The organism is Halomonas sp. JB37 (assembly GCF_002332255.1).
In the GTDB taxonomy this organism is placed as follows: domain Bacteria; phylum Pseudomonadota; class Gammaproteobacteria; order Pseudomonadales; family Halomonadaceae; genus Vreelandella; species Vreelandella casei.
Genome location: NZ_NRGW01000001.1, coordinates 1,849,998 through 1,875,844, shown reverse-complemented (window position 1 = coordinate 1,875,844; position 25,847 = coordinate 1,849,998). Strand labels below are relative to the sequence as shown.

Sequence of the window (25,847 nt, the reverse complement as noted above, 5' to 3'; positions counted from 1 at the left end):
CTAACCGTGCAAGCAATAAGCAACTGTTTTGCATCCATTCTTCAGCACTGAACTTTCCTTTCCAATGCGTTTCCAAGCCTTGACGATAATTAACATTAGCCTACCGACAGCAAGGACATTTCATATGATAGCGACATCACTACGAACTCAACGATTTGCTTCTAATCGGCTGCGTTACAGCCTGCTAGGCGGTGCTCTAGTGGCACTGCTTAGCGTACCTCTTGCTCAAGCATCGCCCCCTCACCAAGCCCCACCCAGCCTGCATGTGCAGGCACAGTCATGGGTTGAGGTAGAACCTGACAAAGCGACGCTTAATGCTCGACTATGGGAAAATACTCCCGCGCTTTCCACTCTAGAAGAAAGTGATAGTAGCGCACTAACCGATGCACGTGAGCGCTTAGAGACCCGCGCCCGCGAATTAATTGAGCAGATGGAAGCGACCGGCCTCGAACGCAGCGCTATCAATGCAGGCTCATTAAATGTCTATCCCGAGCACGTTCAAGGGCAGCGTAACGAAGACGGCGAGCATGAAACCTTGCAGCGCACTCGCCTTGAACGCCCGGTCACCGTTGAGCTAACGGACCTAGATCAGTTAAGCGAAGTGTTAGACGCACTGATCGCTGCTGGCGTCAACGCGCTAGATGGCGTTCAGTTCGATTTACAGGACCGCGACTCAGCCACTGACGAAGCGTTGGTTAAAGCCCTTGAAAAAGCTCAGCATAAAGCGAACCTAATGGCAGGTAGCTTAGATGCCGAACTTGACCACGTGCAGCGCATTGAAGAAACCCAGTCACCGATTTTCCAACCGCGCATGATGATGCGTGCTGAAAGTGCTTCTGCCGATGCTAGCCAATCCGGCGGCGCCAGTGACTACAGCCCCGGCACCATCCGTATTGATGCCGGCGTTAGCGTTGAGTGGGCGCTTAAAGGGCCAGACGTTCCAAACCGCCAAGGTAGCGACGTAGCGGCTCAGGAATAATTACCGAGCCATCCGCCTGCTGGTGGTTTTCAAGCACCGCCAGCAGGCAGCGCCCTACTGCCAACCCTGAACCGTTCAACGTATGTAGTAACTGCGGCTTCTTCGAGTCTGGGTGGCGATAACGTGCCTGCATGCGACGCGCCTGAAAATCCTCGCAGTTTGAGATCGAAGAAATCTCCCGATACGTTTCCTGACTCGGCAGCCACACCTCTAAATCGTAGGTTTTCGTCGCACCAAACCCCATGTCCCCGGTGCACAGCGTTACCACACGATACGGCAATGCTAGCGCCTGTAAGATAGCCTCAGCGTGGCCACGCATCTCTTCAAGTGCCGTATAGCTGTTCTCAGGTTCTACAATCTGAACCATTTCAACTTTATCGAATTGATGCTGACGGATCATGCCGCGAGTATCGCGACCGTGCGAGCCTGCTTCGGCACGAAAACACGGCGTATGCGCCGTAAGCTTCATCGGTAGTGCCGCCTGCTCGACGATCTCATCGCGAACAAAGTTCGTCAGCGGTACTTCTGAGGTAGGAATCAAATGATACCCGCGCTCATCATCCAGCTTAAACAGGTCTTCGCCAAACTTAGGCAGCTGGCCGGTCCCCATTAGCGAATCGCGGTTCACCATATACGGCACATAGCACTCTTCGTAACCGTGCTGCTCCGTTTGGGTATCCAGCATAAACTGCGCTAACGCACGGTGCAGCCGCGCGATAGGCCCACGCATCACGGCAAAGCGAGCACCGGTAATTTTAGCCGCCAGTTCAAAATCGAGATAACCCGACTGCCTGCCCAAATCAACGTGGTCTAAAACGGTAAAATCAAATTCGCGGGGCGTACCCCAGCGGTGTAGCTCAACGTTATCGTCTTCGTTTTTGCCTTCCGGCACGCTTTCGTGGGGAAGGTTGGGAATACCGCTAATAGCATCTTCCCACTCTGCCTGCACCTCGGCCAATTCTTTCTTGGCATTATCGAGGCGATCACCTAAATCGCTGACCTCATCCAGAAGCGGCTGAATATCTTCGCCGTTAGCCTTCGCTTTACCAATCGTTTTGGAGCGCATATTGCGCTCGTTTTGCAGCTGCTCGGTTTGCGTTTGCAGCTCGCGGCGGCGCGACTCCAACGCCTGCAGTCCCGCTTTATCAAGCACAAAGCCCCGGCGGGCCAGTTGTTGAGCAACCGTGTCAAGATCACCGCGCAGCAGTTTCGGATCGAGCATGAATCCTGTCCCTTGGCCTGAAAATAATAAGAGCATCGCGCCAACGCGCGTGCATAAAGGCGCCTATTGTAGGCAAAAGCGCGGCAAGGAGCCATGACTGGTAGCATCAGGCTCGTGTTTAGCTCCACGTCCGCGCCCCATCATTTCCCAAAAGTGATAAAGTGCCCGGCGATTCGACTGGCGAATCACCTAAGGATAGGCCTTTACACTTTGATAGGAGGTGGGCAGTGCCAGAAACAACACAGCAAGGAAAATTTGCCTGGTGGCGAAGAATAGCCTTATGGAAAAAGATCTTGGCCGGCTTAGCGCTAGGCATTCTAGCGGGGGCTATGCTGGGCGAGACCGCTAGCGTATTTAAGCCACTCGGCGATATTTTTATCAACGCGATTATGATGCTGATTGTGCCGCTGGTGTTTTCTACGCTGGTGGTGGGCATTACCTCGATGCGCGACCCGCAGAAAATGGGTCGCATTGGTGCCCGGACGATTACGCTCTATTTGATCACCACGGCCTTTGCCATCAGCATCGGTATGCTGTTGTCTACTTTGCTGCAGCCGGGGGTAGGCGTCAACTTAAGCTTCGATAGCGAAATTGCTGCAAACGAAGCCCCGTCGCTGATCTCTATTCTGGTTGATTTATTGCCACGCAATCCGCTGGACGCCCTGGCCAACGGCAACATTATGCAGATCATTGTGTTTGCCATTGGCCTGGGTATTTCACTGACGCTCATTGGCGATAAAGGCGAGCCGGTGATGAAGGTGTTCGACAGCTTCGCCGAAGCCATGTACAAGCTCACGGGTATTGTGATGGCCTTTGCACCCTTTGGCGTATTTGGCTTGATCGCGCACGTCTCGGGCCAATACGGCTTAGAGATACTGCTGCCGCTGGCCAAGCTGATTGGCGTCGCGTATCTCGCCAGCATCCTCCACGTTTTGCTGATCTACTCCGGCTTTATCTATCTGATTGGGCGCTTAAACCCCATGCGTTACTTGCAGGGTAGCCTGGACGCTATTGTGGTGGCATTTTCGTCCGCCTCTTCTGCCGGCAGCCTGCCCATATCTATCCGCTGTGCGCAGAAAAACCTTGGCGTTTCCGAAGGTGTTTCGGGGTTTGTGCTACCGGTAGGCGCCACCATCAATATGGATGGCACAGCGCTTTACCAAGGCGTGGTGGTGCTGTTTATCGCCCAGATGACCGGTACTGATTTGAGCATGATGGACTACGGTATGATTGTTGCCACCGGCACGCTGGCCTCGATTGGCACCGCGGGCGTACCGGGTGCTGGCTTAATTATGCTCTCGATTGTCATGGCACAGGTTGGCCTGCCGCTAGAAGCGATCGCGGTCGTCGCGGGGATTGACCGCATTCTTGATATGGCGCGCACCAGTGTCAATGTCGCCGGTGATTTAATGGTAACAACCCTAGTAGGTAAGAGCGAAGGTGAGCTCAACGAAACCGTCTATAACGCCCGCCAGACCTAACACGGGCCGTTATTCATCAAAACGTCCGCCTGCTGCGCTTTGCAGCAGGCGGCGGATTCAAGCTTTTCCCACTCTGCCGTTGCGATTGGCGCTGTTTCGCGGCAACCTAATCCCTATCCAATTTAGACGTTATTCAATTTAACCATTCTCTTAGCCGAGCACCGCTGCTATGCCGACTGCTTTTGATCAAACGCTCGCCGCCATTGATGCACTGCATGCGCAAGACCCCCGCACCAGCATTCTAGCGGATGGCACGTCAACACCGCAGGAACTGGCCTATGCTCAGCGTATGAGTGGCTGGTTAGATCGCGTACACGACGCTCCTGATAAAGTACTGCGCCTAGCAATACGTGCTCAGCACCTGCAACGCTGGCTAGTACCGCGCGAGCAGTACCCCGAAGGACGTGTGGGCTACCTCACCTGGCGCCGCGACCAAGGTATTCGTGCTGGAGACACTACCGCCCAGCTAATGCACGATACAGGCTTTTCAGCCGAAGACGCCGAGCGAGTCGCTACCATTATTGGCAAAAAAGGCCTGGGACGCGATGCCGATGTGCAGGCATTAGAAGACTGTGCCTGCCTCGTTTTTCTAGAGAATTACTTTGCAGATTTCTCACGCAAGATTGAGCACGAGCATATGGTGCGTATTGTGCAAAAGACTTGGCGAAAAATGTCGCCCCGTGCCCACGCACTGGCCTTAACGCTGCCTATGTCAGACGCCTCGTTAGCACTGGTCAAAGAAGCATTGAGTGCCGAATAAGATGCCTGCAAGAAATTGGGTAAATCATCACGTTAAGATGCAGCTAGGCAGCCGCTGCGGTAAAGTAGCCGACTTCCTTTATTGCACCCCCGGCACTGACGGCTTAATCACCTATGATTGCACCCCTGGACACGCGTTCCGCTCCGTTTGAGCGTTTAGGTAACGCCTATGTACGTTTTCTCGAAGCTCTCAAAACACGCGGCTTTGAAGGCGACATTGCCCCTGATTACGCTCACCGCACGGTATTGGCAACCGACAACTCTATTTACCAGCGCCTGCCCCAGGCAGCGGTTTACCCCAAGCATGCCGAAGATCTAGAGCGCCTAGCCAAACTCGCCGCACAAACAACTCATCGAGGCGTTGTATTGACACCACGTGGGGGCGGCACCGGCACTAACGGCCAGTCACTGACCGACGGCATTGTGGTCGATGTCTCTCGCCACATGAATAAGATCCTTGAAATAGATACTGAGAACCGCCGGGTGCGCGTACAGGCCGGGGTGGTAAAAGACCAGCTCAATGCCGCTTTAAAATCTTACGGGCTGTTTTTCGCCCCGGAGCTTTCGACCTCCAACCGCGCCACCATCGGCGGTATGATTTCAACGGATGCCAGCGGCCAGGGCAGCTGCGAATACGGTAAAACCCGCCATCACGTATTGCAACTGGATACGGTCTTACTCGGCGGCCAGCACCTGCATAGCCGCCCGCTGAACTCGGACGAAGAGCACAGCGAACGCCAAAAAGAAGGTGTTTTAGGCCGCGTGCATACCACCGCCGCCGCGATTATCGACCAGCAGCGTGATTTGATAGAGGCAAAATTTCCGCCTCTCAATCGCTGCTTAACTGGCTACGACCTGGCCCACCTGCGCGATGACGAAGGCCAACTCAATCTCAACAGCCTGCTATGCGGCTCGGAAGGTTCGCTGGGCTTTCTAAACGAAGCGGTGCTGAACGTGCTGCCGATTCCCAAGCACTCCACCCTGGTCAACGTGCGCTATACAAGCTTTATGGATGCCCTGCGGGATGCTAAAGCACTGATGGCGAGTGCCGCACAGCCCACTTCGATTGAAACGGTCGATGATAAAGTGCTCCAGCTCGCCATGGAGGACTTTGTTTGGGATAGCGTGGCCGAGTTTTTCCCTGCCACCGGCAGCATGCCGATTCGCGGCATTAATCTGATTGAATTCAACGACGATGATGAGAAAACTCTCGCCGACCGCGTACGGTTATTTACCGACTATCTAAGCCAAGATCCAACGGTAGAAAGGCTAGGCTTTACCCTGGCAGAAGGACGCGCCCAGATTCAGAAAGTTTACGGCATGCGCAAACGCTCGGTGGGACTGCTGGGCAACGTCCAAGGTGAAAAACGGCCGATTCCGTTCGTGGAAGACACCGCCGTGCCGCCAGAACATTTGGCTGACTTTATCGCCGAATTTCGTGCCGCGCTGGATGCCCGCAATCTCACCTATGGCATGTTCGGCCATGTGGATGCAGGCGTACTTCACGTGCGCCCCGCCATCGACATGAAGGACCCGGAGCAGGAAACGCTGATTCGCGCCGTCTCCGACGAAGTAGCCGCTCTTACCCAAAAATATGGCGGCCTGCTATGGGGTGAACACGGCAAGGGCGTGCGCTCAGAGTACTCGCCTAAGTTCTTTGGCGAGCTCTACCCTAGCCTTCAGCGTGTAAAAACTGCGTTTGATCCTTACAACCAGCTCAATCCGGGCAAAATCGCGACGCCGCAGTCCACGGCGTCTGAAGACGTGGAGGCAACGGCCGCGCGTGAGCCTAGCCAGCTAATTGCCCGCGAGCGTGACCCAGAGCTGCTGACCATTGATGGCGTGACGACGCGTGGCCAGCTTGACCGCACCATCGATGAGCGAGCATGGCAGGCCTATGACGCCGCGGTATACTGCAACGGCAATGGCGCCTGCTATAACTACGACGTTGACGATCCTATGTGCCCTTCCTGGAAGGCCACTCGGGATCGCCGTCACTCGCCTAAAGGCCGCGCCAGCTTGATTCGCGAATGGCTGCGCTTACAGTCCCAGGCGGGCATTGACGTCGTGGAAGAGTCACGCAAGAAAAAGGCCGAAGGCGGCTGGGGATTTATCAAAAGCTTTCCGCGCCGGATGGCCAATAGCCTAAGCCGCAAACAACATCACGACTACTCTCATGAAGTTTACGATGCCATGGCAGGCTGCTTGGCCTGTAAATCGTGCGCAGGACAGTGCCCGATTAAGGTCAATGTTCCCCAGTTCCGCTCGCAGTTTTTAGAAGTTTATCACGGCCGCTATCTGCGCCCGTTGCGCGACTATGTCATCGGCGGCACCGAATTCATGCTGCCCTCTCTGGCCAAAGCCGCTCCGCTGTATAACGCCGTGATCGGACAGCGCTGGATCGAAAAGCTGATGGGCCAACAGCTGGGCATTAGCGATTCGCCAGCGCTTTCACCGTCAAGCGTTAAAAAGCAGCTACGGGCCTGGGGAGTGCCCGAAGCAACGCCCGCAGCGCTTGCCATCCTCACCGAGCAGCAGCGCGCCAACAGCGTGATCATTGTTCAAGATGCCTTTACCACCCATTTTGAAGCCACATTGGTCATGGATATCGTTGAGCTACTCTCGCGGCTTGATCTACGGGTATTCGTAATGCCCTTCTCTGCGAACGGAAAACCCCTTCATGTGCAGGGATTTTTGGGTGCCTTTGAGCGTACCGCAGCCAGACAGGCCAAACGGCTGCGCACATTGGCACGCTTTGACATTCCGATGGTTGGCATTGATCCAGCGATGACCCTGACGTACCGTCAAGAGTATGTGAAAACGTTTGGAGATCAAGCAGCGCCTGACGTAATGATGCTCCAAGAGTGGCTAGTGACCCGCCTTAACACCTTGGCGCCTAACCAGCTAACGCTCACCGACCCGGGCTTTAAGCTGCTATCTCACTGCACCGAGAAAACCAATGCGCCGACCAGCCCCAAGGCCTGGCAGCAGGTGTTCGCGGCGTTTGGTTTAGAGCTTGAATTGATGGCCACCGGCTGCTGCGGTATGTCCGGCACCTATGGTCATGAAACCCGAAACGTGGCGACCTCAAAGGTCATTTATGCACAGTCTTGGCAGCCGCAGGTGGAAGAACAGCACAATACAGGCAGGCTGTTAGCGACCGGCTACTCCTGTCGTAGCCAGGTAAAACGCTATTCCAACCAAACCTTGCGTCACCCGCTTCAAGCGCTGCTTACGCTGTTACGCAGTGCTTAACGGATCGATAGCCAAGGCTCGGCGCTGAAACTCAAAAGAAAAGAGTCTTCAGCGCCAGGCCTGGGTCACTTGCACGCATAAAAGCCTCACCGACCAAGAAGCCGTTAACGCTATGATCACGCATTAGCTTAACGTCATCGCGGGTATGAATACCCGATTCGGTGATCACCGTGACATGCTCAGGAATCCGCGATAGCAGATCAAGCGTGGTGTTCAGGCTAGTTTCAAACGTATGCAAATTGCGATTATTAATGCCTATCAGTTTCAGGTCGAGCGCCAGGGCGCGCGCCAGCTCATCGGCATCATGCACTTCCACCAGCACATCCATCTCTAGCTGGTTGGCCTGCTGATGCAGATCGCGTAGCTGACTATCATCTAACGCAGCAACAATCAGCAAAATGCAGTCTGCACCAATTGAGCGAGCCTCTGACACCTGATAGCCGTGAGTAATAAAGTCTTTGCGAATCACCGGCAGTGAGCAGACATCACGAGCGGCAATCAGATAGTCTTCATGGCCCTGGAAAAAATCAGCATCGGTGAGCACGGAAAGGCATGCTGCACCCGCCTGCGCATAGCTTTTAGCAATATCCGAAGGATGAAATTCTTCACGAATCACGCCTTTTGAGGGCGAGGCTTTTTTCACCTCAGCGATAATGGCCGGGTCGCCTGTCGCAATGCGCGCATTGAGAGCGTTAATAAAACCGCGCGGTGCGCTTTGCTGCTCACCTAGCGCTAGCAGATCCTGTTCTGAAACTGCTTGACGGCGCTCAGCTACCTCTTGGTCTTTACGGGCCAGAATGCGCGTTAAAATAGTCGGCGTTGCCTGTTGAGTCATGGTGATCTCTTCGTGTTTAAAGCTTATCTTGTTTAAGAGCCTACGGCTTAAAAACGCTGGTAAAGTGCGAAAGCTCTTTAAGCTTCTCAAGCGGCAGTTTGGACGCTTGTGCATCCTGGGCCACCATTACGCCTTCTTTTAACGTGTCCGCCACCCCAGAACAATAAAGCGCTGCACCGGCGTTCAGCGCGACAATATCTGCAGCGGCGCCCTCACCGGCCAAGGCTGCTTTAACTAAGCGCAGGCTATCTTCTGCATTGTTAGCTTTAAGCGTGGCAAGGCTCTGACGCTCAATGCCCAGTTCTTCGGGTGTCACCGTATATTGGCTAATCTCGCCACCTTTGAGCTCCGCAATCAGAGTGGGGCTCGCCAGCGAAATCTCATCCAAGCCATCTTCTGAATGCACCACCATAACGTGTCGGCTGCCCAGCGTTTTAAGCACTTCGGCCATTAGCGGCACAAGCTCCGGAGCGTAAACGCCTAGTACCTGATTAGGCGCACCGGCGGGGTTCGTTAACGGACCTAAAATATTAAACAACGTGCGAACGCCCATCTCGCGGCGAGGCCCAATAGCGTAACGCATAGCCGGATGATGGTTAGGCGCGAACATAAAGCCTACCCCCACCTGCTCGATGCAGCGCGCTACCTGCTGGGACTTAAGATCAAGATAAATGCCCGCCACGTCGAACAGATCAGCACTGCCAGACGATGATGAGACGCTGCGGTTACCGTGTTTGGCCACATGAGCACCCGCTGCGGCGGCGACAAAGCTAGCAGCGGTCGAAACGTTAAACAAATTAGCACCATCGCCGCCAGTCCCCACTATATCTACCACGTTATCAACGTTCAGCTCGACGCGTTTCATTAGCTCGCGCATTACCTGGGCAGCGGCGCTAATCTCTAGCGCGCTTTCGCCTTTCATGGCTAACCCCATCAGCAAGGCGCCAATTTGCGCATCGCTGGCATCGCCGGTCATGATTTGGCGCATCAAAGCATGCATGGTGTCGAAAGAGAGGTTTTCGCGGCGCATTACCGCATTAATCGCATCGCGCATTTGCATGAGCAGAGGGGCCTCTAAAGCGTGTGAAACCGGCAATCAGCCGCGTTTTAAAAAATTGGCCAACAGCTCATGACCTTGGCGGGTAAGAATCGATTCGGGGTGAAACTGTACCCCCTCGATATCCAGTTCACGATGGCGCAGCCCCATGACTAAATCCGGCGTGACATCATCATCGCCTGTCCAGGCAGTCACTTCTAAACAATCGGGTAGGCTCGTTTTATCGACCACCAAAGAATGATAGCGAGTCACTTGCACGGGGTTCTCCAGCCCTTCAAAAACGCCGTGATTATCGTGCCATACGTCTGACGTTTTGCCGTGCATAACCTGCGGGGCACGAACCACTTTACCGCCATAGACTTGGCCAATGGCCTGATGACCAAGGCAAACGCCTAAAATAGGCAGCTTGCCGGCAAAGTGTTCAATCGCCGCCATGGAAATACCTGCTTCATTGGGCGTACAGGGGCCGGGCGACACCACTAGGTGCGTAGGCGCCAGCGCTTCAATCTGCTCAATGCTGATTTCGTCATTACGATGGGTGATCACTTCAGCACCCAGCTCTCCCAAATACTGCACGATGTTAAACGTGAAGCTATCGTAATTATCGATCATTAAGACTTTTTGCACTGACTGTCCTTTCGCCATTGCCCCGCTTACTCCCTCGCCTTATGAAACTGCTAATAAAAACGTTGGACTCGATGATACCGCAACCAAGCACTTCCTTGCAGGGGTTAAGTGTGGCCCTTCATCAACAGTGCTTGAAAAGAATAAACCGTTCCGTTCAGTATAATGCACGCTATGCTTAGGAATGGACCATTTTTCAGACTAATGGCTCCTTTCTCTCTACATAGGCCGCTGCATTGGAACTGGCAACGGGCCACCGCAGTCTTTATTATCTGCCATCTTTTTTCGCTAGTTTTTAAGTTGGTTTTTCAAGTTCGTTCTTCAAGTTCGTTAGGAGCGTGGGATGTTAAAGCGGGTTACCTGGATGAGTGCGCTCTTATGCGCTGCGGTGTTAAGCGCTGCGCCAGCCTATGCCAACCCCACAATAAGCGTTATTGCCTCGTTTTCTGTCATGCAAGATCTGGTTAAACGAGTCGCCGGTGATACGGTTAGCGTCAACGTGATTGTACCTGCAGAAGAAGATGTTCACCGCTGGGAGCTAACGCCGCCCAACGTGCTCGATATGGAAGATATCGATATCGTGTTTTATAACGGACTGGGGTTAGAGCCCTGGATGCACCATGTTGAGGCGATGTCAGGTGACCGTCTCACGTTAATAGAGGTAGCCGCTCAAGCGGATTACGCGCCGATAACGATCTCTACCGGGCTGCATAAAGGCGAGCCAGACCCCCATATGTGGATGGACCCTCAAGGCGCTGCCGCCTACATTGATGTCATTGCTGACGTGCTGGCCGAACATCTGCCCGACCAGGCCGATGCGTTTTATGCGCGCGCCGAAGAAGCAAAGAAAGCGCTCTCGATCATTGATCAGGCGGTGAAAGAGCGCCTTGATGGGATTCCGCAGATTAATCGCACGCTGGTTACTAGTGAGGCGGGCTTTGGCTACTTTGCACGCGCTTACGCATTTCAGGCGTTTGGGGTATGGGGAGTGAATCATGAGACTCAAGGCAGCGCGCTGGCGATGGCTAAGATGAGCGAGTATCTTGCCGAAAAACGTCCCTTAGCGCTGTTCTACGAGAGCACCACCTCGCAGATACACATGGATGCCTTGTCACGCGAAACATCACTCCCTCTAGCAGGCCCCTTGTACGTCGATGCACTAAGCAATACCGATGGCCCGGCAGCTAACTACTCAGCCATGCTGCGCCACAATGCGGAAGTGCTGCATACCGCGTTAGGAGGCGCAACGGCCGAGTAATCGGCCCAGGGTTAAAGGTTGTCTAAACCACGCTCAGCCATGGCCACTGCACTGAAAATCGCGCGTCCCTTATTAAGCGTCTCCTGCCACTCCATTTCAGGAACTGAGTCAGCCACAATGCCCGCCCCGGCCTGAACATGCAGCTGGCCGTCTTTAATCACCGCGGTACGGATGGCGATCGCAGTATCCATATTGCCATGCCAAGACAAATATCCTACCGCTCCGGAATAAATACCCCGTTTAACCGGCTCAACCTCATCGATAATTTCTAATGCGCGAATTTTAGGCGCCCCGGAAACCGTGCCAGCGGGGAAAGTGGCACGCAGCGCGTCCATCGCCGTCAGGCCCGGCTTCAGCTGTCCGGTCACGTTGGAAACGATATGCATCACGTGAGAATAACGTTCTACAACCATCTGGTCGGTGACTTCAACGCTACCGGTTTGGCAAATTCTACCGACGTCATTGCGCCCTAGATCAATCAGCATGAGGTGTTCTGCGAGTTCTTTAGGGTCCGCCAGTAGCTCTGCTTCTAAAGCATCGTCCTCTTCCTCATTTTTGCCACGCTTGCGAGTACCGGCAATCGGTCGTACGGTCACCTCACCGTCTTCCATCCGGGTTAGGATTTCCGGTGACGAGCCCACTACGTGATGATCGCCCAAGTTAAAGAAAAACATGTAGGGCGATGGATTCAGGCTGCGCAGCGCGCGATATAGATCGAGCGGTGATGCCTGATAAGGAATCGACATACGCTGGGAAGGCACGCACTGCATGATGTCCCCTGCCAGCACGTACTCTTTGATTTTATCAACAGCGGCTTTAAAGCCGTCTTCGGTAAAGCCTGAGTTAAAGTCACTCTCCTGCACGGGCTGTCGGTCGCTGCCGGCATTGTTGGGGCTGATGTGCGCTTCGCGCAGGCGGATCTCAACATGTTTCAAATGCGCTTGAGCGCGCTCTAAGGCATCTGGCTTGGCAGGATCAACGTGGGTCCAGATCGTTAGTCGACCGGAAAGATTGTCGAATACCACAAAGTCATTGCACACCATGAGCAGAATATCTGGCACGTTCAGCGGGTCAGGCTTATCTGCGCCGCCGCGCAGGCGCGGTTCGATATAGCGAATAGTGTCGTAGCCAAAGTAACCGACTAGCCCGCCGTCGAAACGCGGCTGATCATCTAATTTGGGGACTTTGAAACGACTCTGGAATGTTTCAATCCACGCGAGGGGATCGTCCACTTCAGTGACCCCAGCGGCTTCACCCTCTTTAATATGGTGCACCGTAAAACCACGTACTTCGATACGCTCATGGCTAGGCAGCCCAATCATGGAGTAGCGGCCCCACTTTTCACCACCCTGCACGGACTCAAATAAGAACGTCCAGGGCGTATTGGCGAGCTTTAAATAGGTCGATAGCGGCGTATCTAAATCTGCCAGCACATCACGCGAAACAGGGATTCGGTTGTAGCCTGCCTGGCTAAGCTCTTGAAAACGTTCCGGGGTCATCATTAAGCGGTCCTTGTCGCATGGGGTGCAGTCATCAGCAATTCGGTTAGCGAACTGACTATCAGATCGGGGTGACTGTGTTCAATCGGCTCGCCATGATTATAACCATAGGGCAGCGCAAGCGTCGTAAAGCCCGCTGCTTTACCAGCAGCCACATCATGGCGCGAGTCGCCAACCATCACACACTCAGAAGGGGATGTTTGACACCTATCAGCAGCGTGCAGCAGCGGCAACGGGTGGGGTTTCTTTTCTGCCAGCGAATCACCGCCAATCCAAAGCGTGAAATAATCGATTAGCTTGAAATGGTTGAGTAGCGGTTCAATAAAGCGCTCAGGCTTATTAGTGATTAATACCAGTGTCATGCCGTGCTGATGCAGCGCCTGGAGCGTTTGGACAACTCCCGGATAAAGCGTCGTGAGGGCATTGGGCGCGGCGCCATAATGCTTCATAAAAGCCTCATACGCGCACGTTTCAAGCGCTGGCTCTGCCGCCTCTTCCCGCGCCCAGGCCAAAGCTCGCTGCACTAATACAGGCGCCCCGTTACCCACCCAGTTGCGCACCTGGTCTTCACTCGGTTCACGCAGCCCTAACTCACGCAAGGTAAGCATGACAGCGACAGCAAGATCCGGCACGGAATCAATCAACGTGCCATCCAGGTCGAACGCAATCAGTCGCTTGCCCTGTAGCACTGAATGTAATGCCGAGTGTCGTATTGAATGCACCTTGATTGCCCTCTCACTTCATTCGCTGCTGAAAAATCTTTCGTTAGCCACCCATCTTACCCGCTCTAGGCCAACTTTCGCATTAGTCAGAAGCTGAAGAAACTTCTATGCTATGGCTAATTTAGCCATGGAGGTAATAATGACCACTCCCACCATTGTGATTGTCGGCGGCGGCGCGGGCGGCTTAGCCCTCGCCACACGCTTAGGACGTACCTTAGGTAAGCGAAAACGCGCAGAAATTGTGTTGCTAGATCGCGATACCACACATGTTTGGAAGCCGCTGCTCCATGAGCTGGCTACCGGCGTGCTTAATTCCAGCATGGACGAGGTGGACTATCGCGGGCATTCGTCTGCCCATTTTTATCGCTATCAACGGGGCTCATTAACGGGCATAAACCGAGAGGAACGACGGCTGCAGCTAGCGCCGATTCAGGATGAGCACGGCCTTGAAGTATTGCCCGCCAGGGAGCTCTCGTATGACTATTTAGTGATGGCGCTGGGCAGCATTTCAAACGACTTCGGCACCCCCGGCGTTGCTGAGCACTGCCACTTTATCGATTCGCCGCAGCAGGCTAAAGCCTTCCAGCGCGACATGATCAACACCTTTTTGCGCTACACCGACCCGACGCTGCGCCAGCATACTCAGCTAACCATCGGCATCGTCGGCGGTGGCGCCACCGGGGTTGAACTCGCAGCGGAGCTGTTTGATGCCTCGCGCATGTTGAATGCCTACGGCGTCACGTCATTAGATCATCAGACAATCAGCGTTCACTTATTGGAAGCGGCGCCGCGCTTGCTGCCAGGCCTTGCTGAGCGAATCAGCCAGACGGTTAAAACTGAGCTTGAAAGCATGGGGGTGACCGTTCACACCAACACCGCCATTAAAGAAGCCCAGGCGCACCAGCTGGTAACCAATGACGGCGAAGTGATCGAAACGGATATCAATGTGTGGGCAGCCGGCATCAAAGCACCGCCCTTCCTGGCGGAGCTAGGATTAACGACCAACACTAAAAACCAAATCAACGTAGCCACCACGTTACAAAGCGTCGATGACGAGAGAATCTTTGCTCTGGGCGACTGCGCAAGCTGCCCGATGGGTGAAAGCGGTACCGTGCCACCCCGTGCACAGGCGGCCCACCAGCAGGCAACGCTACTTGCCAAAAATCTGGCCAATCACTTAGCGGGCAAGCCGCTTGCTGACTTCCGCTACCGTGACCATGGCTCGCTGGTATCACTTGCGCGCTACGACGCGGTGGGCAATTTAATGCGCAGCTCAGCCTCCAAAGGATTGTTTTTAGAAGGCTGGCTGGCTCGTCAGGCATACGCCTCGCTGTACCGCATGCACCAGCTGTCTATTCACGGGGCGCCGAAAACAGGACTGTCTTGGCTAGTAGACAAACTCAATCGCTATTTAAAACCGCGCATGAAGCTGCACTAAACACCCCGCTATTTTGTCGATTACGCCTTTGCCAGCGCTGCGCGCAGCTGTTTGATAACCGTATTGTAGCCGTGCGGATCGCTGGCCTGGTGAGCACTGAAGATAGCTGATCCGGCAACAAAGGTATCGGCGCCGGCGGCGGCAATATCGGCAATGTTGCCTACCTTCACACCACCATCGATCTCCAAACGCATAGCATAAGGAGAGGCATCGATGCGCGCCCGCGCTTCGCGCAGCTTATCCAGCGTTCCAGGGATAAAGGACTGGCCACCAAAGCCTGGATTGACGCTCATTAGCAGCACCATATCGACTTTATCCATCACGTAATCGAGGTAGGAAAGCGGCGTGGCAGGATTAAATACCAGGCCAGCTTTACATCCACCGTCGCGGATTAGCTGCAGCGAGCGGTCCACGTGCTCAGAAGCTTCCGGATGAAAGGTAATGTAGCTGGCACCCGCTTCGATAAAATCATTAATCATACGATCGACCGGCTTGACCATTAAATGCACATCAATAGGCGCCGTCACGCCGTGCTTACGCAGCGCTTTACACACCATGGGCCCAATGGTCAGATTGGGCACGTAGTGATTGTCCATCACGTCAAAGTGAACCACATCCGCACCGGCAGCCAGTACGTTATCCACTTCCTCACCCAGCCGGGCAAAATTAGCCGATAAAATAGAAGGGGCAATTAAAAAATCCTGCGCAGCGGTCATATTCCAATCCTGCTTATTAATCAGTAGACGAGATTAGCTCCCGAATGCCTGTGGGCACAGGCAAGAAAGCATAGCCAGCGACCTATCTTACCAGAGCCAAACCCAAGCCACTTACTAAGCAGCAGCATAGGCCGCCAAGCATATATTCTTAAATAGAATATAAAGCATGATTGTAATTCCACATTGATAGATTTAATCTTGCCAATATTGCGCTGCTAAGCGCCTACCGCTCGAAGGAGTTTGTCCATGTCAATGCCAACCATTTTCAGCCGCAGCCTGATTGCCATCGCGCTAGGCGTTACCGTGAGTGGTGCTGCGGCAGCGCAAGAGCGTGAACTGCTTAACTCATCGTTCGATGTGGCTCGAGAACTGTTTGCCGCCATCAATCCAGAGTTTCAAGCGAAGTGGCAAGAAGAGCACGGCGAAGAAATTGAGATTAGCCAGTCGCACGGCGGCTCTTCTGCCCAGGCTCGTGCCATTCTGCAAGGTTTACGCGCCGATGTGGTCACATTTAACCAAGTAACCGATGTTCAGGTGCTCGCGGATGCCGGGCTCGTTGCAGAAGATTGGCAGCAGGCCTTCGAAAACAATGCGTCACCCTATTACTCAACGACGGCTTTCCTGGTCCGCAAAGGCAATCCAAAAGGGATTGAAAGCTGGGACGATTTGGTAAAAGAAGATGTATCAATGGTCTTTCCGAACCCCAAAACGTCCGGCAATGGTCGCTACACTTATTTAGCGGCATGGGGGTTTGCCGATAAAGAGTTTGATGGCGATGAAGAACAGATTGAAGATTTCATGCGCACGTTCTTAGCCAATGTCGCCGTATTTGATACCGGCGGTCGTGGCGCAACCACTAGCTTTATCGAACGCGACATTGGCGATGTGCTAATTAGCTTCGAGTCTGAGGTCAACAATATTCGGCGTGAATATGGCAGCGACGATTACGAAGTGATCGTACCGCCGATCAGCGTTTTAGCTGAATTTCCTGTCGCCGTGGTAGAAGAGAACGCCGAGCGTAATGGCAACAGCGACTTAGCGCAAAGCTACTTGGACTATCTTTACACTGAAGAGGCTCAGCGCCTGCTAGCGGGCTTCAACTACCGCGTGCATAACGAGACCGTGGTAGAAGAATTCGCTGATCAATTCCCAGAAATTGAGTTATTAAAAGTAGAAGACGTGTTTGGTAGCTGGGATGACGTTATGGGCACTCACTTTGGTAGTGGTGGCATTCTTGACCAATTACAGCGTCGCTAATAACTCTCTATGAGTAAGCCTCAACTATGAGTCAACTCGCATCTTGGCGAACCGGTAGCACACGCGTGCTGCCGGGCTTTGGCCTGTCTATGGGTATCAGCGTGCTGTTTATATCGCTGGTGCTAATGCTACCGATTACCGGTCTGTTCGGCCAGTTAGCGAAGCTTAGCCTTGCCGAGTACTGGGCCATCATTACGGAAGGTCGCGTGGTGGCAAGCTACATGGTCACCATTGGCGCAGCTGCAGTGGCGGCGCTGATTAACGCCGTGTTTGGGCTGTTACTAGCATGGGTGCTGGTGCGCTATGAGTTTCCCGGCAAGCGCTTACTAGACGCGCTGATGGATCTGCCCTTTGCGCTACCGACGGCCGTTGCCGGCATTACGCTGGCCACGCTTTACGCCAGCAGCGGTTGGATGGGCCGATTACTCGAGCCACTGGGCTTTCAAGTCGCCTACACCTGGGTAGGCATTGCGCTCGCCATGGCATTTACCAGTATTCCGTTTGTTGTTCGTACCGTACAGCCAGTGCTGGAAGATCTGCCCATTGAAGTCGATGAAGCTGCTATGTCGCTGGGTGCAACCGATGCGGTCGCCTTTCGTCGCGTCATCATGCCCCACCTTTGGCCTGCGTTAGTCACCGGCACGGGGCTCGCTTTTGTGCGCTCGCTAGGCGAGTTCGGTGCCATTATCTTTATCGCTGGCAATATGCCTTACGAAACAGAAATCACCGCGCTGATGATCTTCGTCAAACTGCAAGAATATGATTACGCAGGCGCATCAGCGATTGCGTCAGTGGTGCTATTTGTATCGCTGGCCCTGCTGCTGGCTATTAATATTTGGCAGGGCCGTTTTGTGCGCCGCCTGCACGGAGGTAAAGGGTAATGCGTCGAATTGGGGATTCGCCACTTATCCGGCGCCTGCTAGTGGGTGCAGCCCTACTACTATCAGCGCTTTTTTTGCTATTGCCACTGATTGCCATTTTTGCCCAGGCGTTTTCGCAAGGCGTGATGGTGTTCTGGGCGAATGTCGGTAACACCTTCACCTTGCATGCGATTGGCCTCACTCTGATGATTGCGCTGTTAACCATTCCAGTCTGCCTAGTGTTTGGGGTTGCGCTGGCCTGGCTGGTCACTCGGTTCAGCTTTCCTGGGCGGCGCATTCTGCAAACGTTAATCGACATTCCCTTTGCAGTATCGCCAGTGGTCGCCGGGCTTATTTATCTGCTGCTTTATGGCCGCAACGGTTGGATCGGTAGCTGGCTCGATACTCACGACATTCAATTGATGTTCGCGTGGCCCGGCATTTTGATGGTGACCATTTTTGTCACCTGCCCGTTCGTTGCCCGAGAGCTTATTCCACTCATGCAGGCGCAGGGCTCTCGTGAAGAAGAGGCGGCCGTCACGCTTGGTGCTTCAGGTTGGACCACCTTTCGCCGCGTCACACTACCCAATATTCGCTGGGCGCTGCTTTACGGCGTCATTCTTACCAACGCCCGTGCAGTCGGCGAATTTGGGGCCGTCTCCGTGGTCTCAGGCGCTATTCGTGGCAAAACGAATACCCTGCCACTGCATCTTGAGCAGCTCTATCAGGATTACAACGCCGTGGGCGCATTTGCCTGCGCAGCGTTACTCGCATTCATTGCCCTACTCACGCTCGCGGCCAAGGCTGGGCTGGAATGGCGCGCATCGCGCCGGGAGGCATTTGCATGAGCATCCGTTTACATAATATTGCCAAGCATTTCGGCAGCACCCAGGCCCTAGAACCTATCAATTTAGATATTCATGAAGGCGAACTGGTCGGCCTGCTGGGACCATCAGGGTCAGGCAAAACCACCTTGCTGCGCATTATTGCGGGCTTGGAAAATGCCGATCATTCTGCACAGCCGGGTAAAATTTTGTTTGGCGACCGCGACGTGACGAATGTACATGTGCGCGATCGGCGCATCGGCTTCGTGTTTCAGCACTATGCGCTGTTTCGCCATATGAGCGTGTATGACAACGTCGCATTTGGGCTTACTGTTCTGCCGCGCAAACGCCGCCCTAGCAGCGGCGAGATTCGCGCCCGGGCGTTTAGATTGCTGGAAATGGTCAAATTGGAGCATCTAGCAAATCGCTACCCTGCGCAGCTTTCAGGTGGTCAGCAGCAGCGCGTTTCGCTGGCTCGCGCCCTGGCGGTCGAGCCTGAGGTGCTGCTATTGGATGAGCCGTTTGGCGCCCTTGACGCCAAGGTACGCCAAGAGCTTCGTCGCTGGCTGCGCCATTTACACGATGAACTCAACTTCACCAGCGTATTTGTGACCCACGATCAGGAAGAAGCGTTGGAGTTGTCTGACCGCGTCGTGGTCATGAGCAACGGCCGTATCGAGCAGATTGATACGCCTGATGAGCTTTACCGCGCCCCCAAGAATCGCTTTGTGTTTGAGTTCCTGGGCGACGTCAATCACCTAGAAGGTAACGTCAGCAATGGCGTATTAACCTGCGGCGACGCCTATTGGCACGTTGACCTGCCGGATGGACATGAGGAACTACTGCTACGACCCCACGAAGTGCGCCTAACCGAGCAGCCCACATCAGAAAGCCACCTGCCGGTCACCATCACTGCGATTTCGCCCGTCGGGGCTGAAGTGCGCGTAGAGCTAGAGGCAGATTGGCTAGCCCAACCATGGCTGGCCACCGTGCGTCATACTGACTTTGAGCACTTGGCATTGCGCCGCGGGCAGCGCTTATTCGCCCATCCGCGCCACTGGCGACGCTTCCCTAAGGTGGCGTTGAATACAGCGGCACAAACACACCTAGCTTGAGCATACCACCAACGCTCAGGGCGCGTTATACTGGTATTTTAGCCACCGTGGAGGAAGACCATGCTTCGGCGTCAATTTATACGCATGTCAGGTGTACTGCTTGCCAGTGCATGGCTAGCTGGCTGTGCTAGCCCGCAATATTTGCAGCTCAGCCCTGAGCGCAACGCCGATGTGCCGCAAACTGGCTCAGGCCAACAGGTCACGGTGATTGCTCAGGATGGACGCGACAGCGACATTATCGGCAATCGCGCCGGCGGCAATATGTCGACGGCGCAGATTACGGTTAGTAGCCACGAGCTGATTCCGCGTTTGCAGGAAGAGGCCGAGCGCGCCGTGCGTGACATGGGCTTTAGCCCGACCACCGAGCCGGCCAACGGGCGCCCAAGCCTAACGCTAGAACTGGCCAACCTGAACTACGCCCGAGGCGAGAGCGGCCAGCCGTTAGTCGATGAAGCGCGTCTGGAAGGCGTATTTCGCGCTATCGCGAAAAATAAGGGTACCACCTACACCGGTACCTATACATCACGCCGCACCCAGGGATACGCGCTTAAGCCTGACGCCGACAGCAATGCGCGCATGCTGAGCGATCTACTCAGTGATGGAATGAATCGTGCCTTTAGCGACCCTGAGTTAGGTCGACTGCTGGCTCGCTAATCTGCTTGTCTTGCCTAGCGTTATTGATACGGGCCACGCCGCTATAGGCGTGGCCCGCGTCGTTCTAGCGCCCATATACTTTCTGTTCGACCACGCTCATCCGGGCTACCTTCCTCCAAAAACGTTAGCGTGAAGTTAGCTTTGAACAGGTTTTCAATCTCGCTGGCCGGCACACTGTAGGGTGGCCCAGCCCCCTCTTCGCTGTGTGACAAACTAATCAACAGGCCTTTGGCACCTGGCGGCACCAATTGAGCAAGATGAAACGCATAGCGCTGACGCGTCGCTGGCGGCAGTGCAATCAGCGAAGCGCGATCATAAAACGCCCCAATCTCAGCAGCCTGTTGAATGTGCAGATGAAAGAAGTCGCCACACCATAGTTCGACGCTGCCTTGCCGGGAAACGGTAAAACCCGCCTGGCTATAGCGTGATACCGCAGTGCTGCGCTGTAGCAAAAACTGTTCGATAGCCTCGGGCGCAAACTCAATACCCAGCACTGAATGGCCTATATCGGCCAACCAGCGCATATCGACACTCTTACCACACAGCGGCACCAGCACTTTAGTGTCGACATCAACATCCAGCGAGGCCCAATGACGCAGCAACGCCGGATGCGCTTGCTGCAGATGAAAACCAATACGCCCTTCCTGCCAGCGCTTGCGCCATTGCTCGCTCATTATCTAGCCGCCTTGCTGCTTGTGATCACTCAAACGCTTATCCGTAGCGAATTAGAACCAGCGGTCACGCTTTTTACGCCGACGCGGCAAGTGTGGAACAATCAGGCCCACCAGCAAGCCCGCGCCCGCCACACCGCCGCCATACATAAAGTAGCGCATCAGAAGGTCTTCTTCCTGCGTTTCTAAGCGGGCCTGAAGCCCCCTTACCTGCTGGCGAGACGTTTCTGATTGGCTATCGAGCTCTTGATTGCTGGCTTCAAGCTCCGCAATCCTACGCTCACGCACGTCTAGCGTTTCAGTCATTGAAGAAACTCGCTGCTCCCAGGTGTCATTAATGCCATCGAGTTCAGCGGTTAATTCTTCTACCTGCGACTCTAACGCGGGCAACTGTTCGACCGCACTAGGGGTTTGCTGAAGCTCATCGCTCAACACCCAAACCGCATTGCCATCACCGTTGCGAACCCGCGTGTAATTGCCGCTGGTCTCCAGCACATCGACCTGCTCACCGGCATTAAGCGTACCAATAATGCGGTAGCCATCGGTCGGACCGCTACGCACGTAGGTGCTAAGCTCATCGGTTACCCACGCCTGATTATCAGACTGGGCAGTAGCATTAATACTCGCCACACTGAGCAAAACACCGGCCGCAGCGGCGTAATAATGAATACGAATTTTATTTACGTGCATGACATCATGTCCTAGTTAAAAACGCTGCGAGGCGGACGAAGCCAACAGCGCTTATCGCTTAACTTAGCGGTGCGCTTATCTTATACGCTTAACCTTCTCCGCGCGGTGGCAACGGAAAGGGACGGGGGAACTCTGCTACCCGCGCATCGGTTTTGACTGCTTTCAAAGGGCCTTCGCGCTCTACTTCATCGATGCGAACAATAGCATTCAACGGCAGATAACTTCGCTTAACGCCCTCGAAAGTTCGCTGTAGCTTCTCAGTCGTAGGATCAACCACTACACGGCTAGCATCGTCAAAGACAAACTCCTCGACTTCAATAAAGCCCCAGAGTTCGCTTTGAAAGATTTCTCTGACGTATAAATCCCATATTTCACCCTGCTGGTGAACCACTACACGGTAGATCGGCTTGGCCGCCATCTTGGCCTATTCCTCTTGCCACTTGTACATGAAGTTGAACCGCCTAGCTTACCATAGACACCCCTCTACGCCTTTAGCTATCCCAGCGTTAATGGTTTAGCGCGCCCCATTAGCCGAGCCTAGCTGCCTTCGTGTATGGTGATGCACGTAGTTTGGTAATTCTGTTCGTTAACCAAGTAGGAGCCATCAACATGCAAAAGGATCCAAATAAGGGCTATATCGCCCTGTTAGGCTGGAGCCTCAATGCGATTGAAGCGGCCGAAAATTTTGACCGTCGCTACATTGTCGTTGCACCTGATTGGGCTGAAGAGTATTGCCAACAACACAATATTCCCTACGTGCCCTGGAACTTTGAACGCCTCAATGATCGCTCCATTGAGATTGCCGAGACACTCAAAGAAAAAGGCGTTGATGTTGCCATTCCGCTCTACGAAGAAACCGTTGAGTGGGCGGGCGCTATCAACTCTTTGCTGCTTGATAATCCGCGCATTTACGGTCAGTCGCTACTGCTCCGCGATAAGGCACTCATGAAGCGCCGTGCACAGCTAGGCGGCATCCGCGTAGGTATCTTTGAAGAAGCCCACGACAAAGAAGACGTTGTGCGCTTTCTCAAGCGGGTTAACCAAACGCTGCTTAAGCTAGATGGTGACCCCAACGACCCGATTCACCTCAAGGCCTTTGATAAAGCGGGGTGCCTAGGCCACCGTGTTATTCGTACGCCGGATGAAGTAGATACCATCCCCGACGAAGAGTTCCCGGTGCTGATGGAATCACACCTGGACGGCTGGGAATTTGCTGTCGAAGCGTGGATTCATGATGGTAAAATCGCCTTCCTGAACATCTCTGAATACGTAACATTGGGCTATTCAGTGTTTGTGCCCGCGTCTCCAGAGCTTGAAAAATACCGAGAACAAATTACTCAACAAATCGAAAAGCTTATCAAAGCCTTTGATATTGAGTTTGGCTTGATCCATCCGGAATACTTTGTCACTAGCGACGGTGAAATGTACTTTGGCGAGGTTGCCTACCGTCCGCCGGGCTTCAAAGTATTTGAACTGCTTGAGCGGGTTTACGGCTTCAATGCCTACCAAGCCTCTATGCTGGTATTTGACCCGAAAAGCAGCAAAGAAGAAGTGGCAAACTTCTTCCCAAAAGAAGTGGTCGATGCCAATGGCTTTGCCGGTTGCTTTGGCGTTTACCCACGTCGCCGAGTGGTCAGCCGCCTGGAAATCCCGGAAGAAACGGAAGATCACCCGTACTTTGAGTCTCATGAGTTAACCTCACCGGTAGAAGAAACCGTGACCAAGCGCACCGCGTTTGGTACCCATTGGGGTCTGATCTACTTTAAAGGCGAGGACGCGCATACGATTCGCGATCTGCTAAAACGCCAAGAAGATCTCGACTTCTATGTATAATCCCTGCTAATGCTGGGATAAGGAGTCACCGTGAAGACAGATCAACTCGCGTCTTCTCAGGAAGATAGTAAGCTCAGTGCACTATTGAGCAAATTTGATGATGCTGTGCGCCTGCTTACGCAGGCGCCCGCGTTCTCAAAGCCCGCTAAGCTGCCGCGCGTACTCGACACTGCGCGGCGCGTGCTACTACAGGATGGCGGTTGTGATGCGCTAGAATCTCGCGCGAAAGCGTATGAGGATGCTGGCATATTCTTAGGCTCGGATTGGGAAACACCTCAATATTTAGTGCCTACGCTGACAACCTTCGCGCTAAAAAGCGCGGATGCCAATGTCCTCGTGATTGAGGCATTAAGCGAACTCAGGCTCCTCGCTGTGGCCAAGGGCGATGTCGAGCATTCGCTCATTTCCAAAGAGAATGCCCACCATTATCTGACGCAAGTCATGGCCATTAATCTGTGGCTGCTTTTTTTGGCACCGAGCGAAGCGGAGCGCGAAACCCAAGGCCGGCTGGCCACTATTCCCCGCCAGCTTTTCCAGCATTTAGCCGACAGAATTGGCTACGAACACATCATTGATCAACTGATTGAAGAGATTTGGCGCATTTTGAAGCAGCGTCCGATCCAAGTTGATTCGATCAAACAGATGATTACCCAGATTGCACTGTGCCAGGCTAATCCTGCGATTGATCTTGGCATTAGCGGCCAAGGCGCCGATCGGCTGGTCAGTTCTCTCTATGGCACCACCCAAACCTGTCGCGAAGATCCCGGTGTCGACGTTTATCGCGAACGACTTGAACACATGGATCAAGCCGCTTTACAGGCTGAATCCACCGGCTTTGCCCGAGCGATGCATGATACCGGGCTAGTATCGCCTTACCATACCGTGCTGCTCAGACATTTGCTGGAAGAAGGCGACCACTTGCTTTCTGAAGCACTGGGCCTTTCATCTACCGGCCGCGACTGCCTGTTGTGTTACCGCGAACTGGTCCAGGCGCTGATTCGTGGCGGCGTTTATCCTGCTACGGCGCAGGCGGTCTATGGGCTTGCGTTAATGTTGGAGCGAGGCATTCTTTACCAGCCGCCGGTCGCGCCAGCAATGTGGCGCCAGCTGAACTTGCCGCTATCTGAGTGGGCGCAGTCTCGGCTTAACATCGCTTACGGCGACAGCGTTTCTCCTCGAGCGCGTCTCATTGAAGGCGTGCTGTGCATGCTGGGATTGCCGCTGGGGGTTGGCCAGGGTAATAACCCCACCTGCCAATCTGCCCGCGCACTTTCGATGTGGGCCTATAACGACCCCGACTATTTGCTACAGATGGTGGCGTGGGCAGCACGCGATGACGAAATCATTATGCATTTTGAGGGGCAGGCCATCTCATCAATGGAAAGCCTGTCTGGCGTTGCCACTGAGCTACCGATGGATCTCGATCCGGTGTCGCTGATTGTGGTGCCCCACCTGGATCGTATCTATGCAGAAATGGGTCGTCGTTGCATTGGCCGAGAAGGCGACCCTCACCGCTGGGTAAACCCTGAGTTCCACGGCTGGTGGTCGGGGCGTGGTTTTCGTATTAATGTCGATGTAGCGACGGGCCAGCTAATCGATGTGGATGATTTCGTGCGCCATTTCTACGCCTGCTATCATCCTTATTACAATGGCAATCAGCCGCTGATTCATCCGCAGCCTGCGGGTATTGCCATTACCGATAGCGCAGCGCGCTTCATCGGCTGGCATGCGATTACTATATTGCGTGCGTCTCTCGATCCTTCAGACGTCATGCGGATTTATTTCTATAACCCCAACAATGACAGTGGGCAGGACTGGGGTAACGGCGTTCTCGTCAGTACGTCTGGCAACGGTGAGCGCTTTGGCGAAGCATCGCTACCTTTTGAGCGCTTCGTCTCGCGGCTGTATATTTATCACTATGATCCTCTAGAGCGTGGTGAAATAGTCTCTGTGACGAGCGAGGAGCTTGAAAGCGTCAAACACTACCTACACCGTAGCTGGGGCGCTGCGCGCTTGCCGCCTACCGAACTCCAGGCAGATGCTGGACCAAATGCATCTTTAGCCCCCAATGCACCCTAGGCATGGGATAACCAAGCTG

At 54.1% G+C, this 25,847-nt stretch carries 23 protein-coding genes; 13 read left to right on the top strand and 10 right to left on the bottom strand.

Features of this window, described 5'->3' with window-relative positions; translation table 11 throughout:
• Positions 1-124 precede the first annotated feature (124 nt).
• Positions 125-979, top strand: a complete 855-nt coding sequence (locus CIK78_RS08660) for an SIMPL domain-containing protein (protein WP_096279131.1) — start codon at positions 125-127, stop codon at positions 977-979.
• Here CIK78_RS08660 and serS read toward each other — a convergent pair.
• Positions 924-2,201: a serine--tRNA ligase gene (serS, locus tag CIK78_RS08655; RefSeq protein WP_096279129.1), complete on the bottom strand. Its 1,278-nt coding sequence runs from the start codon at positions 2,199-2,201 to the stop codon at positions 924-926. The genes CIK78_RS08660 and serS overlap by 56 nt on opposite strands.
• Positions 2,202-2,428: 227 nt before the next feature.
• Here serS and CIK78_RS08650 point away from each other — a divergent pair, with 227 nt between their 5' ends.
• From CIK78_RS08650 to CIK78_RS08640, 3 genes are all read left to right on the top strand, one after another.
• Positions 2,429-3,682 carry a dicarboxylate/amino acid:cation symporter gene (locus tag CIK78_RS08650; RefSeq protein WP_096279127.1) on the top strand — a complete coding sequence of 418 codons (1,254 nt, stop codon included), beginning with the start codon at positions 2,429-2,431 and terminating at the stop codon, positions 3,680-3,682.
• Positions 3,683-3,851: 169 nt separating this feature from the next.
• Complete coding sequence (locus CIK78_RS08645; RefSeq protein ID WP_096279125.1) at positions 3,852-4,442, top strand: DUF4202 domain-containing protein; 591 nt, start codon at positions 3,852-3,854, stop codon at positions 4,440-4,442.
• Between the two features lie 113 nt (positions 4,443-4,555).
• Positions 4,556-7,696: an FAD-binding and (Fe-S)-binding domain-containing protein gene (locus CIK78_RS08640; RefSeq protein ID WP_096279123.1), complete on the top strand. Its 3,141-nt coding sequence runs from the start codon at positions 4,556-4,558 to the stop codon at positions 7,694-7,696.
• Positions 7,697-7,727: 31 nt separating this feature from the next.
• On the opposite strand, the gene trpC is transcribed toward CIK78_RS08640, so the two are convergent.
• Genes trpC through CIK78_RS08625 form a run of 3 tightly spaced genes read right to left on the bottom strand, consistent with a single transcriptional unit; the run spans position 7,728 to position 10,233 of the window.
• A complete protein-coding gene (gene trpC / locus CIK78_RS08635; RefSeq protein WP_096279120.1) occupies positions 7,728-8,531 on the bottom strand; it encodes an indole-3-glycerol phosphate synthase TrpC in 804 nt (267 codons plus the stop codon).
• Between the two features lie 40 nt (positions 8,532-8,571).
• Complete coding sequence (gene trpD, locus CIK78_RS08630; protein WP_096282325.1) at positions 8,572-9,591, bottom strand: anthranilate phosphoribosyltransferase; 1,020 nt, start codon at positions 9,589-9,591, stop codon at positions 8,572-8,574.
• Between the two features lie 36 nt (positions 9,592-9,627).
• Positions 9,628-10,233, bottom strand: coding sequence for an aminodeoxychorismate/anthranilate synthase component II (locus tag CIK78_RS08625; protein ID WP_096279118.1), 606 nt, complete (start codon positions 10,231-10,233; stop codon positions 9,628-9,630).
• Positions 10,234-10,555: 322 nt separating this feature from the next.
• Between CIK78_RS08625 and CIK78_RS08620 the strand changes: the two genes are divergently transcribed.
• Positions 10,556-11,470, top strand: a complete 915-nt coding sequence (locus CIK78_RS08620) for a zinc ABC transporter substrate-binding protein (RefSeq protein WP_096279116.1) — start codon at positions 10,556-10,558, stop codon at positions 11,468-11,470.
• Positions 11,471-11,481: 11 nt separating this feature from the next.
• Here CIK78_RS08620 and trpE read toward each other — a convergent pair whose 3' ends face one another.
• Both trpE and CIK78_RS08610 read right to left on the bottom strand, forming a co-directional pair.
• Positions 11,482-12,969: an anthranilate synthase component I gene (gene trpE, locus CIK78_RS08615; protein ID WP_096282324.1), complete on the bottom strand. Its 1,488-nt coding sequence runs from the start codon at positions 12,967-12,969 to the stop codon at positions 11,482-11,484.
• Between the two features lie 2 nt (positions 12,970-12,971).
• Positions 12,972-13,697 (bottom strand): phosphoglycolate phosphatase, encoded by a 726-nt coding sequence (locus CIK78_RS08610; RefSeq protein ID WP_096279114.1) that lies wholly within the window; start codon positions 13,695-13,697, stop codon positions 12,972-12,974.
• A gap of 133 nt (positions 13,698-13,830) precedes the next feature.
• Here CIK78_RS08610 and CIK78_RS08605 point away from each other — a divergent pair, with 133 nt between their 5' ends.
• Positions 13,831-15,129: an NAD(P)/FAD-dependent oxidoreductase gene (locus CIK78_RS08605; protein ID WP_096279112.1), complete on the top strand. Its 1,299-nt coding sequence runs from the start codon at positions 13,831-13,833 to the stop codon at positions 15,127-15,129.
• A gap of 20 nt (positions 15,130-15,149) precedes the next feature.
• Here the strand turns inward: CIK78_RS08605 and rpe are convergent, their stop codons facing one another.
• Positions 15,150-15,845: a ribulose-phosphate 3-epimerase gene (rpe, locus tag CIK78_RS08600; protein ID WP_096279110.1), complete on the bottom strand. Its 696-nt coding sequence runs from the start codon at positions 15,843-15,845 to the stop codon at positions 15,150-15,152.
• A 246-nt stretch (positions 15,846-16,091) separates the two neighbouring features.
• Between rpe and cysP the strand changes: the two genes are divergently transcribed.
• Genes cysP through CIK78_RS08575 form a run of 5 tightly spaced genes read left to right on the top strand, consistent with a single transcriptional unit; the run spans position 16,092 to position 20,555 of the window.
• Entirely contained in the window at positions 16,092-17,102 is a 1,011-nt protein-coding gene (gene cysP, locus CIK78_RS08595) for a thiosulfate ABC transporter substrate-binding protein CysP (RefSeq protein WP_096279108.1), read from the top strand.
• 26 nt (positions 17,103-17,128) lie between these two features.
• Positions 17,129-17,983, top strand: a complete 855-nt coding sequence (gene cysT, locus CIK78_RS08590) for a sulfate ABC transporter permease subunit CysT (protein WP_096279106.1) — start codon at positions 17,129-17,131, stop codon at positions 17,981-17,983.
• The gene (gene cysW, locus CIK78_RS08585) at positions 17,983-18,810 is read left to right on the top strand and encodes a sulfate ABC transporter permease subunit CysW (protein ID WP_096279104.1); all 828 of its coding nucleotides are present in this window, start codon (positions 17,983-17,985) and stop codon (positions 18,808-18,810) included. The genes cysT and cysW overlap by 1 nt, the downstream gene beginning before the upstream one ends.
• The gene (locus CIK78_RS08580; RefSeq protein WP_096279102.1) at positions 18,807-19,901 is read left to right on the top strand and encodes a TOBE-like domain-containing protein; all 1,095 of its coding nucleotides are present in this window, start codon (positions 18,807-18,809) and stop codon (positions 19,899-19,901) included. The genes cysW and CIK78_RS08580 overlap by 4 nt, the downstream gene beginning before the upstream one ends.
• 60 nt (positions 19,902-19,961) lie before the next feature.
• Complete coding sequence (locus tag CIK78_RS08575) at positions 19,962-20,555, top strand: YajG family lipoprotein (protein ID WP_096279100.1); 594 nt, start codon at positions 19,962-19,964, stop codon at positions 20,553-20,555.
• A 41-nt stretch (positions 20,556-20,596) separates the two neighbouring features.
• On the opposite strand, the gene CIK78_RS08570 is transcribed toward CIK78_RS08575, so the two are convergent.
• The 3 genes from CIK78_RS08570 to CIK78_RS08560 all read right to left on the bottom strand — a co-directional run bounded on the left by CIK78_RS08570 (position 20,597) and on the right by CIK78_RS08560 (position 22,334).
• Entirely contained in the window at positions 20,597-21,229 is a 633-nt protein-coding gene (locus tag CIK78_RS08570; RefSeq protein ID WP_096279098.1) for a thiopurine S-methyltransferase, read from the bottom strand.
• A 51-nt stretch (positions 21,230-21,280) separates the two neighbouring features.
• Positions 21,281-21,916 (bottom strand): TIGR04211 family SH3 domain-containing protein, encoded by a 636-nt coding sequence (locus CIK78_RS08565; protein ID WP_096279096.1) that lies wholly within the window; start codon positions 21,914-21,916, stop codon positions 21,281-21,283.
• An 88-nt stretch (positions 21,917-22,004) separates the two neighbouring features.
• Positions 22,005-22,334 (bottom strand): DUF1820 family protein, encoded by a 330-nt coding sequence (locus CIK78_RS08560; RefSeq protein ID WP_096279094.1) that lies wholly within the window; start codon positions 22,332-22,334, stop codon positions 22,005-22,007.
• Between the two features lie 191 nt (positions 22,335-22,525).
• Between CIK78_RS08560 and CIK78_RS08555 the strand changes: the two genes are divergently transcribed.
• Both CIK78_RS08555 and CIK78_RS08550 read left to right on the top strand, forming a co-directional pair.
• On the top strand, positions 22,526-23,749 hold the full coding sequence (locus tag CIK78_RS08555; RefSeq protein WP_096279092.1) for a carboxylate--amine ligase: 1,224 nt from the start codon (positions 22,526-22,528) through the stop codon (positions 23,747-23,749).
• Positions 23,750-23,779: 30 nt separating this feature from the next.
• The gene (locus CIK78_RS08550) at positions 23,780-25,828 is read left to right on the top strand and encodes a hypothetical protein (protein WP_096279090.1); all 2,049 of its coding nucleotides are present in this window, start codon (positions 23,780-23,782) and stop codon (positions 25,826-25,828) included.
• Positions 25,829-25,847: the final 19 nt, after the last annotated feature.

What these genes read in the sequence shown, in the direction of transcription:
- CIK78_RS08605 (WP_096279112.1), top strand. Translation starts at nt 13,831, where the DNA reads ATGACCACTCCCACCATTGTGATTGTCGGCGGCGGCGCGGGCGGCTTA.
- trpC (WP_096279120.1), bottom strand. Translation starts at nt 8,531, where the DNA reads ATGACTCAACAGGCAACGCCGACTATTTTAACGCGCATTCTGGCCCGT.
- rpe (WP_096279110.1), bottom strand. Translation starts at nt 15,845, where the DNA reads ATGACCGCTGCGCAGGATTTTTTAATTGCCCCTTCTATTTTATCGGCT.
- cysP (WP_096279108.1), top strand. Translation starts at nt 16,092, where the DNA reads ATGTCAATGCCAACCATTTTCAGCCGCAGCCTGATTGCCATCGCGCTA.
- CIK78_RS08570 (WP_096279098.1), bottom strand. Translation starts at nt 21,229, where the DNA reads ATGAGCGAGCAATGGCGCAAGCGCTGGCAGGAAGGGCGTATTGGTTTT.
- trpE (WP_096282324.1), bottom strand. Translation starts at nt 12,969, where the DNA reads ATGACCCCGGAACGTTTTCAAGAGCTTAGCCAGGCAGGCTACAACCGA.
- cysW (WP_096279104.1), top strand. Translation starts at nt 17,983, where the DNA reads ATGCGTCGAATTGGGGATTCGCCACTTATCCGGCGCCTGCTAGTGGGT.
- CIK78_RS08575 (WP_096279100.1), top strand. Translation starts at nt 19,962, where the DNA reads ATGCTTCGGCGTCAATTTATACGCATGTCAGGTGTACTGCTTGCCAGT.
- CIK78_RS08640 (WP_096279123.1), top strand. Translation starts at nt 4,556, where the DNA reads ATGATTGCACCCCTGGACACGCGTTCCGCTCCGTTTGAGCGTTTAGGT.
- CIK78_RS08620 (WP_096279116.1), top strand. Translation starts at nt 10,556, where the DNA reads ATGTTAAAGCGGGTTACCTGGATGAGTGCGCTCTTATGCGCTGCGGTG.
- CIK78_RS08560 (WP_096279094.1), bottom strand. Translation starts at nt 22,334, where the DNA reads ATGGCGGCCAAGCCGATCTACCGTGTAGTGGTTCACCAGCAGGGTGAA.
- serS (WP_096279129.1), bottom strand. Translation starts at nt 2,201, where the DNA reads ATGCTCGATCCGAAACTGCTGCGCGGTGATCTTGACACGGTTGCTCAA.
- CIK78_RS08580 (WP_096279102.1), top strand. Translation starts at nt 18,807, where the DNA reads ATGAGCATCCGTTTACATAATATTGCCAAGCATTTCGGCAGCACCCAG.
- CIK78_RS08625 (WP_096279118.1), bottom strand. Translation starts at nt 10,233, where the DNA reads ATGGCGAAAGGACAGTCAGTGCAAAAAGTCTTAATGATCGATAATTAC.
- trpD (WP_096282325.1), bottom strand. Translation starts at nt 9,591, where the DNA reads ATGCAAATGCGCGATGCGATTAATGCGGTAATGCGCCGCGAAAACCTC.
- CIK78_RS08555 (WP_096279092.1), top strand. Translation starts at nt 22,526, where the DNA reads ATGCAAAAGGATCCAAATAAGGGCTATATCGCCCTGTTAGGCTGGAGC.
- CIK78_RS08565 (WP_096279096.1), bottom strand. Translation starts at nt 21,916, where the DNA reads ATGCACGTAAATAAAATTCGTATTCATTATTACGCCGCTGCGGCCGGT.
- CIK78_RS08660 (WP_096279131.1), top strand. Translation starts at nt 125, where the DNA reads ATGATAGCGACATCACTACGAACTCAACGATTTGCTTCTAATCGGCTG.
- CIK78_RS08645 (WP_096279125.1), top strand. Translation starts at nt 3,852, where the DNA reads ATGCCGACTGCTTTTGATCAAACGCTCGCCGCCATTGATGCACTGCAT.
- cysT (WP_096279106.1), top strand. Translation starts at nt 17,129, where the DNA reads ATGAGTCAACTCGCATCTTGGCGAACCGGTAGCACACGCGTGCTGCCG.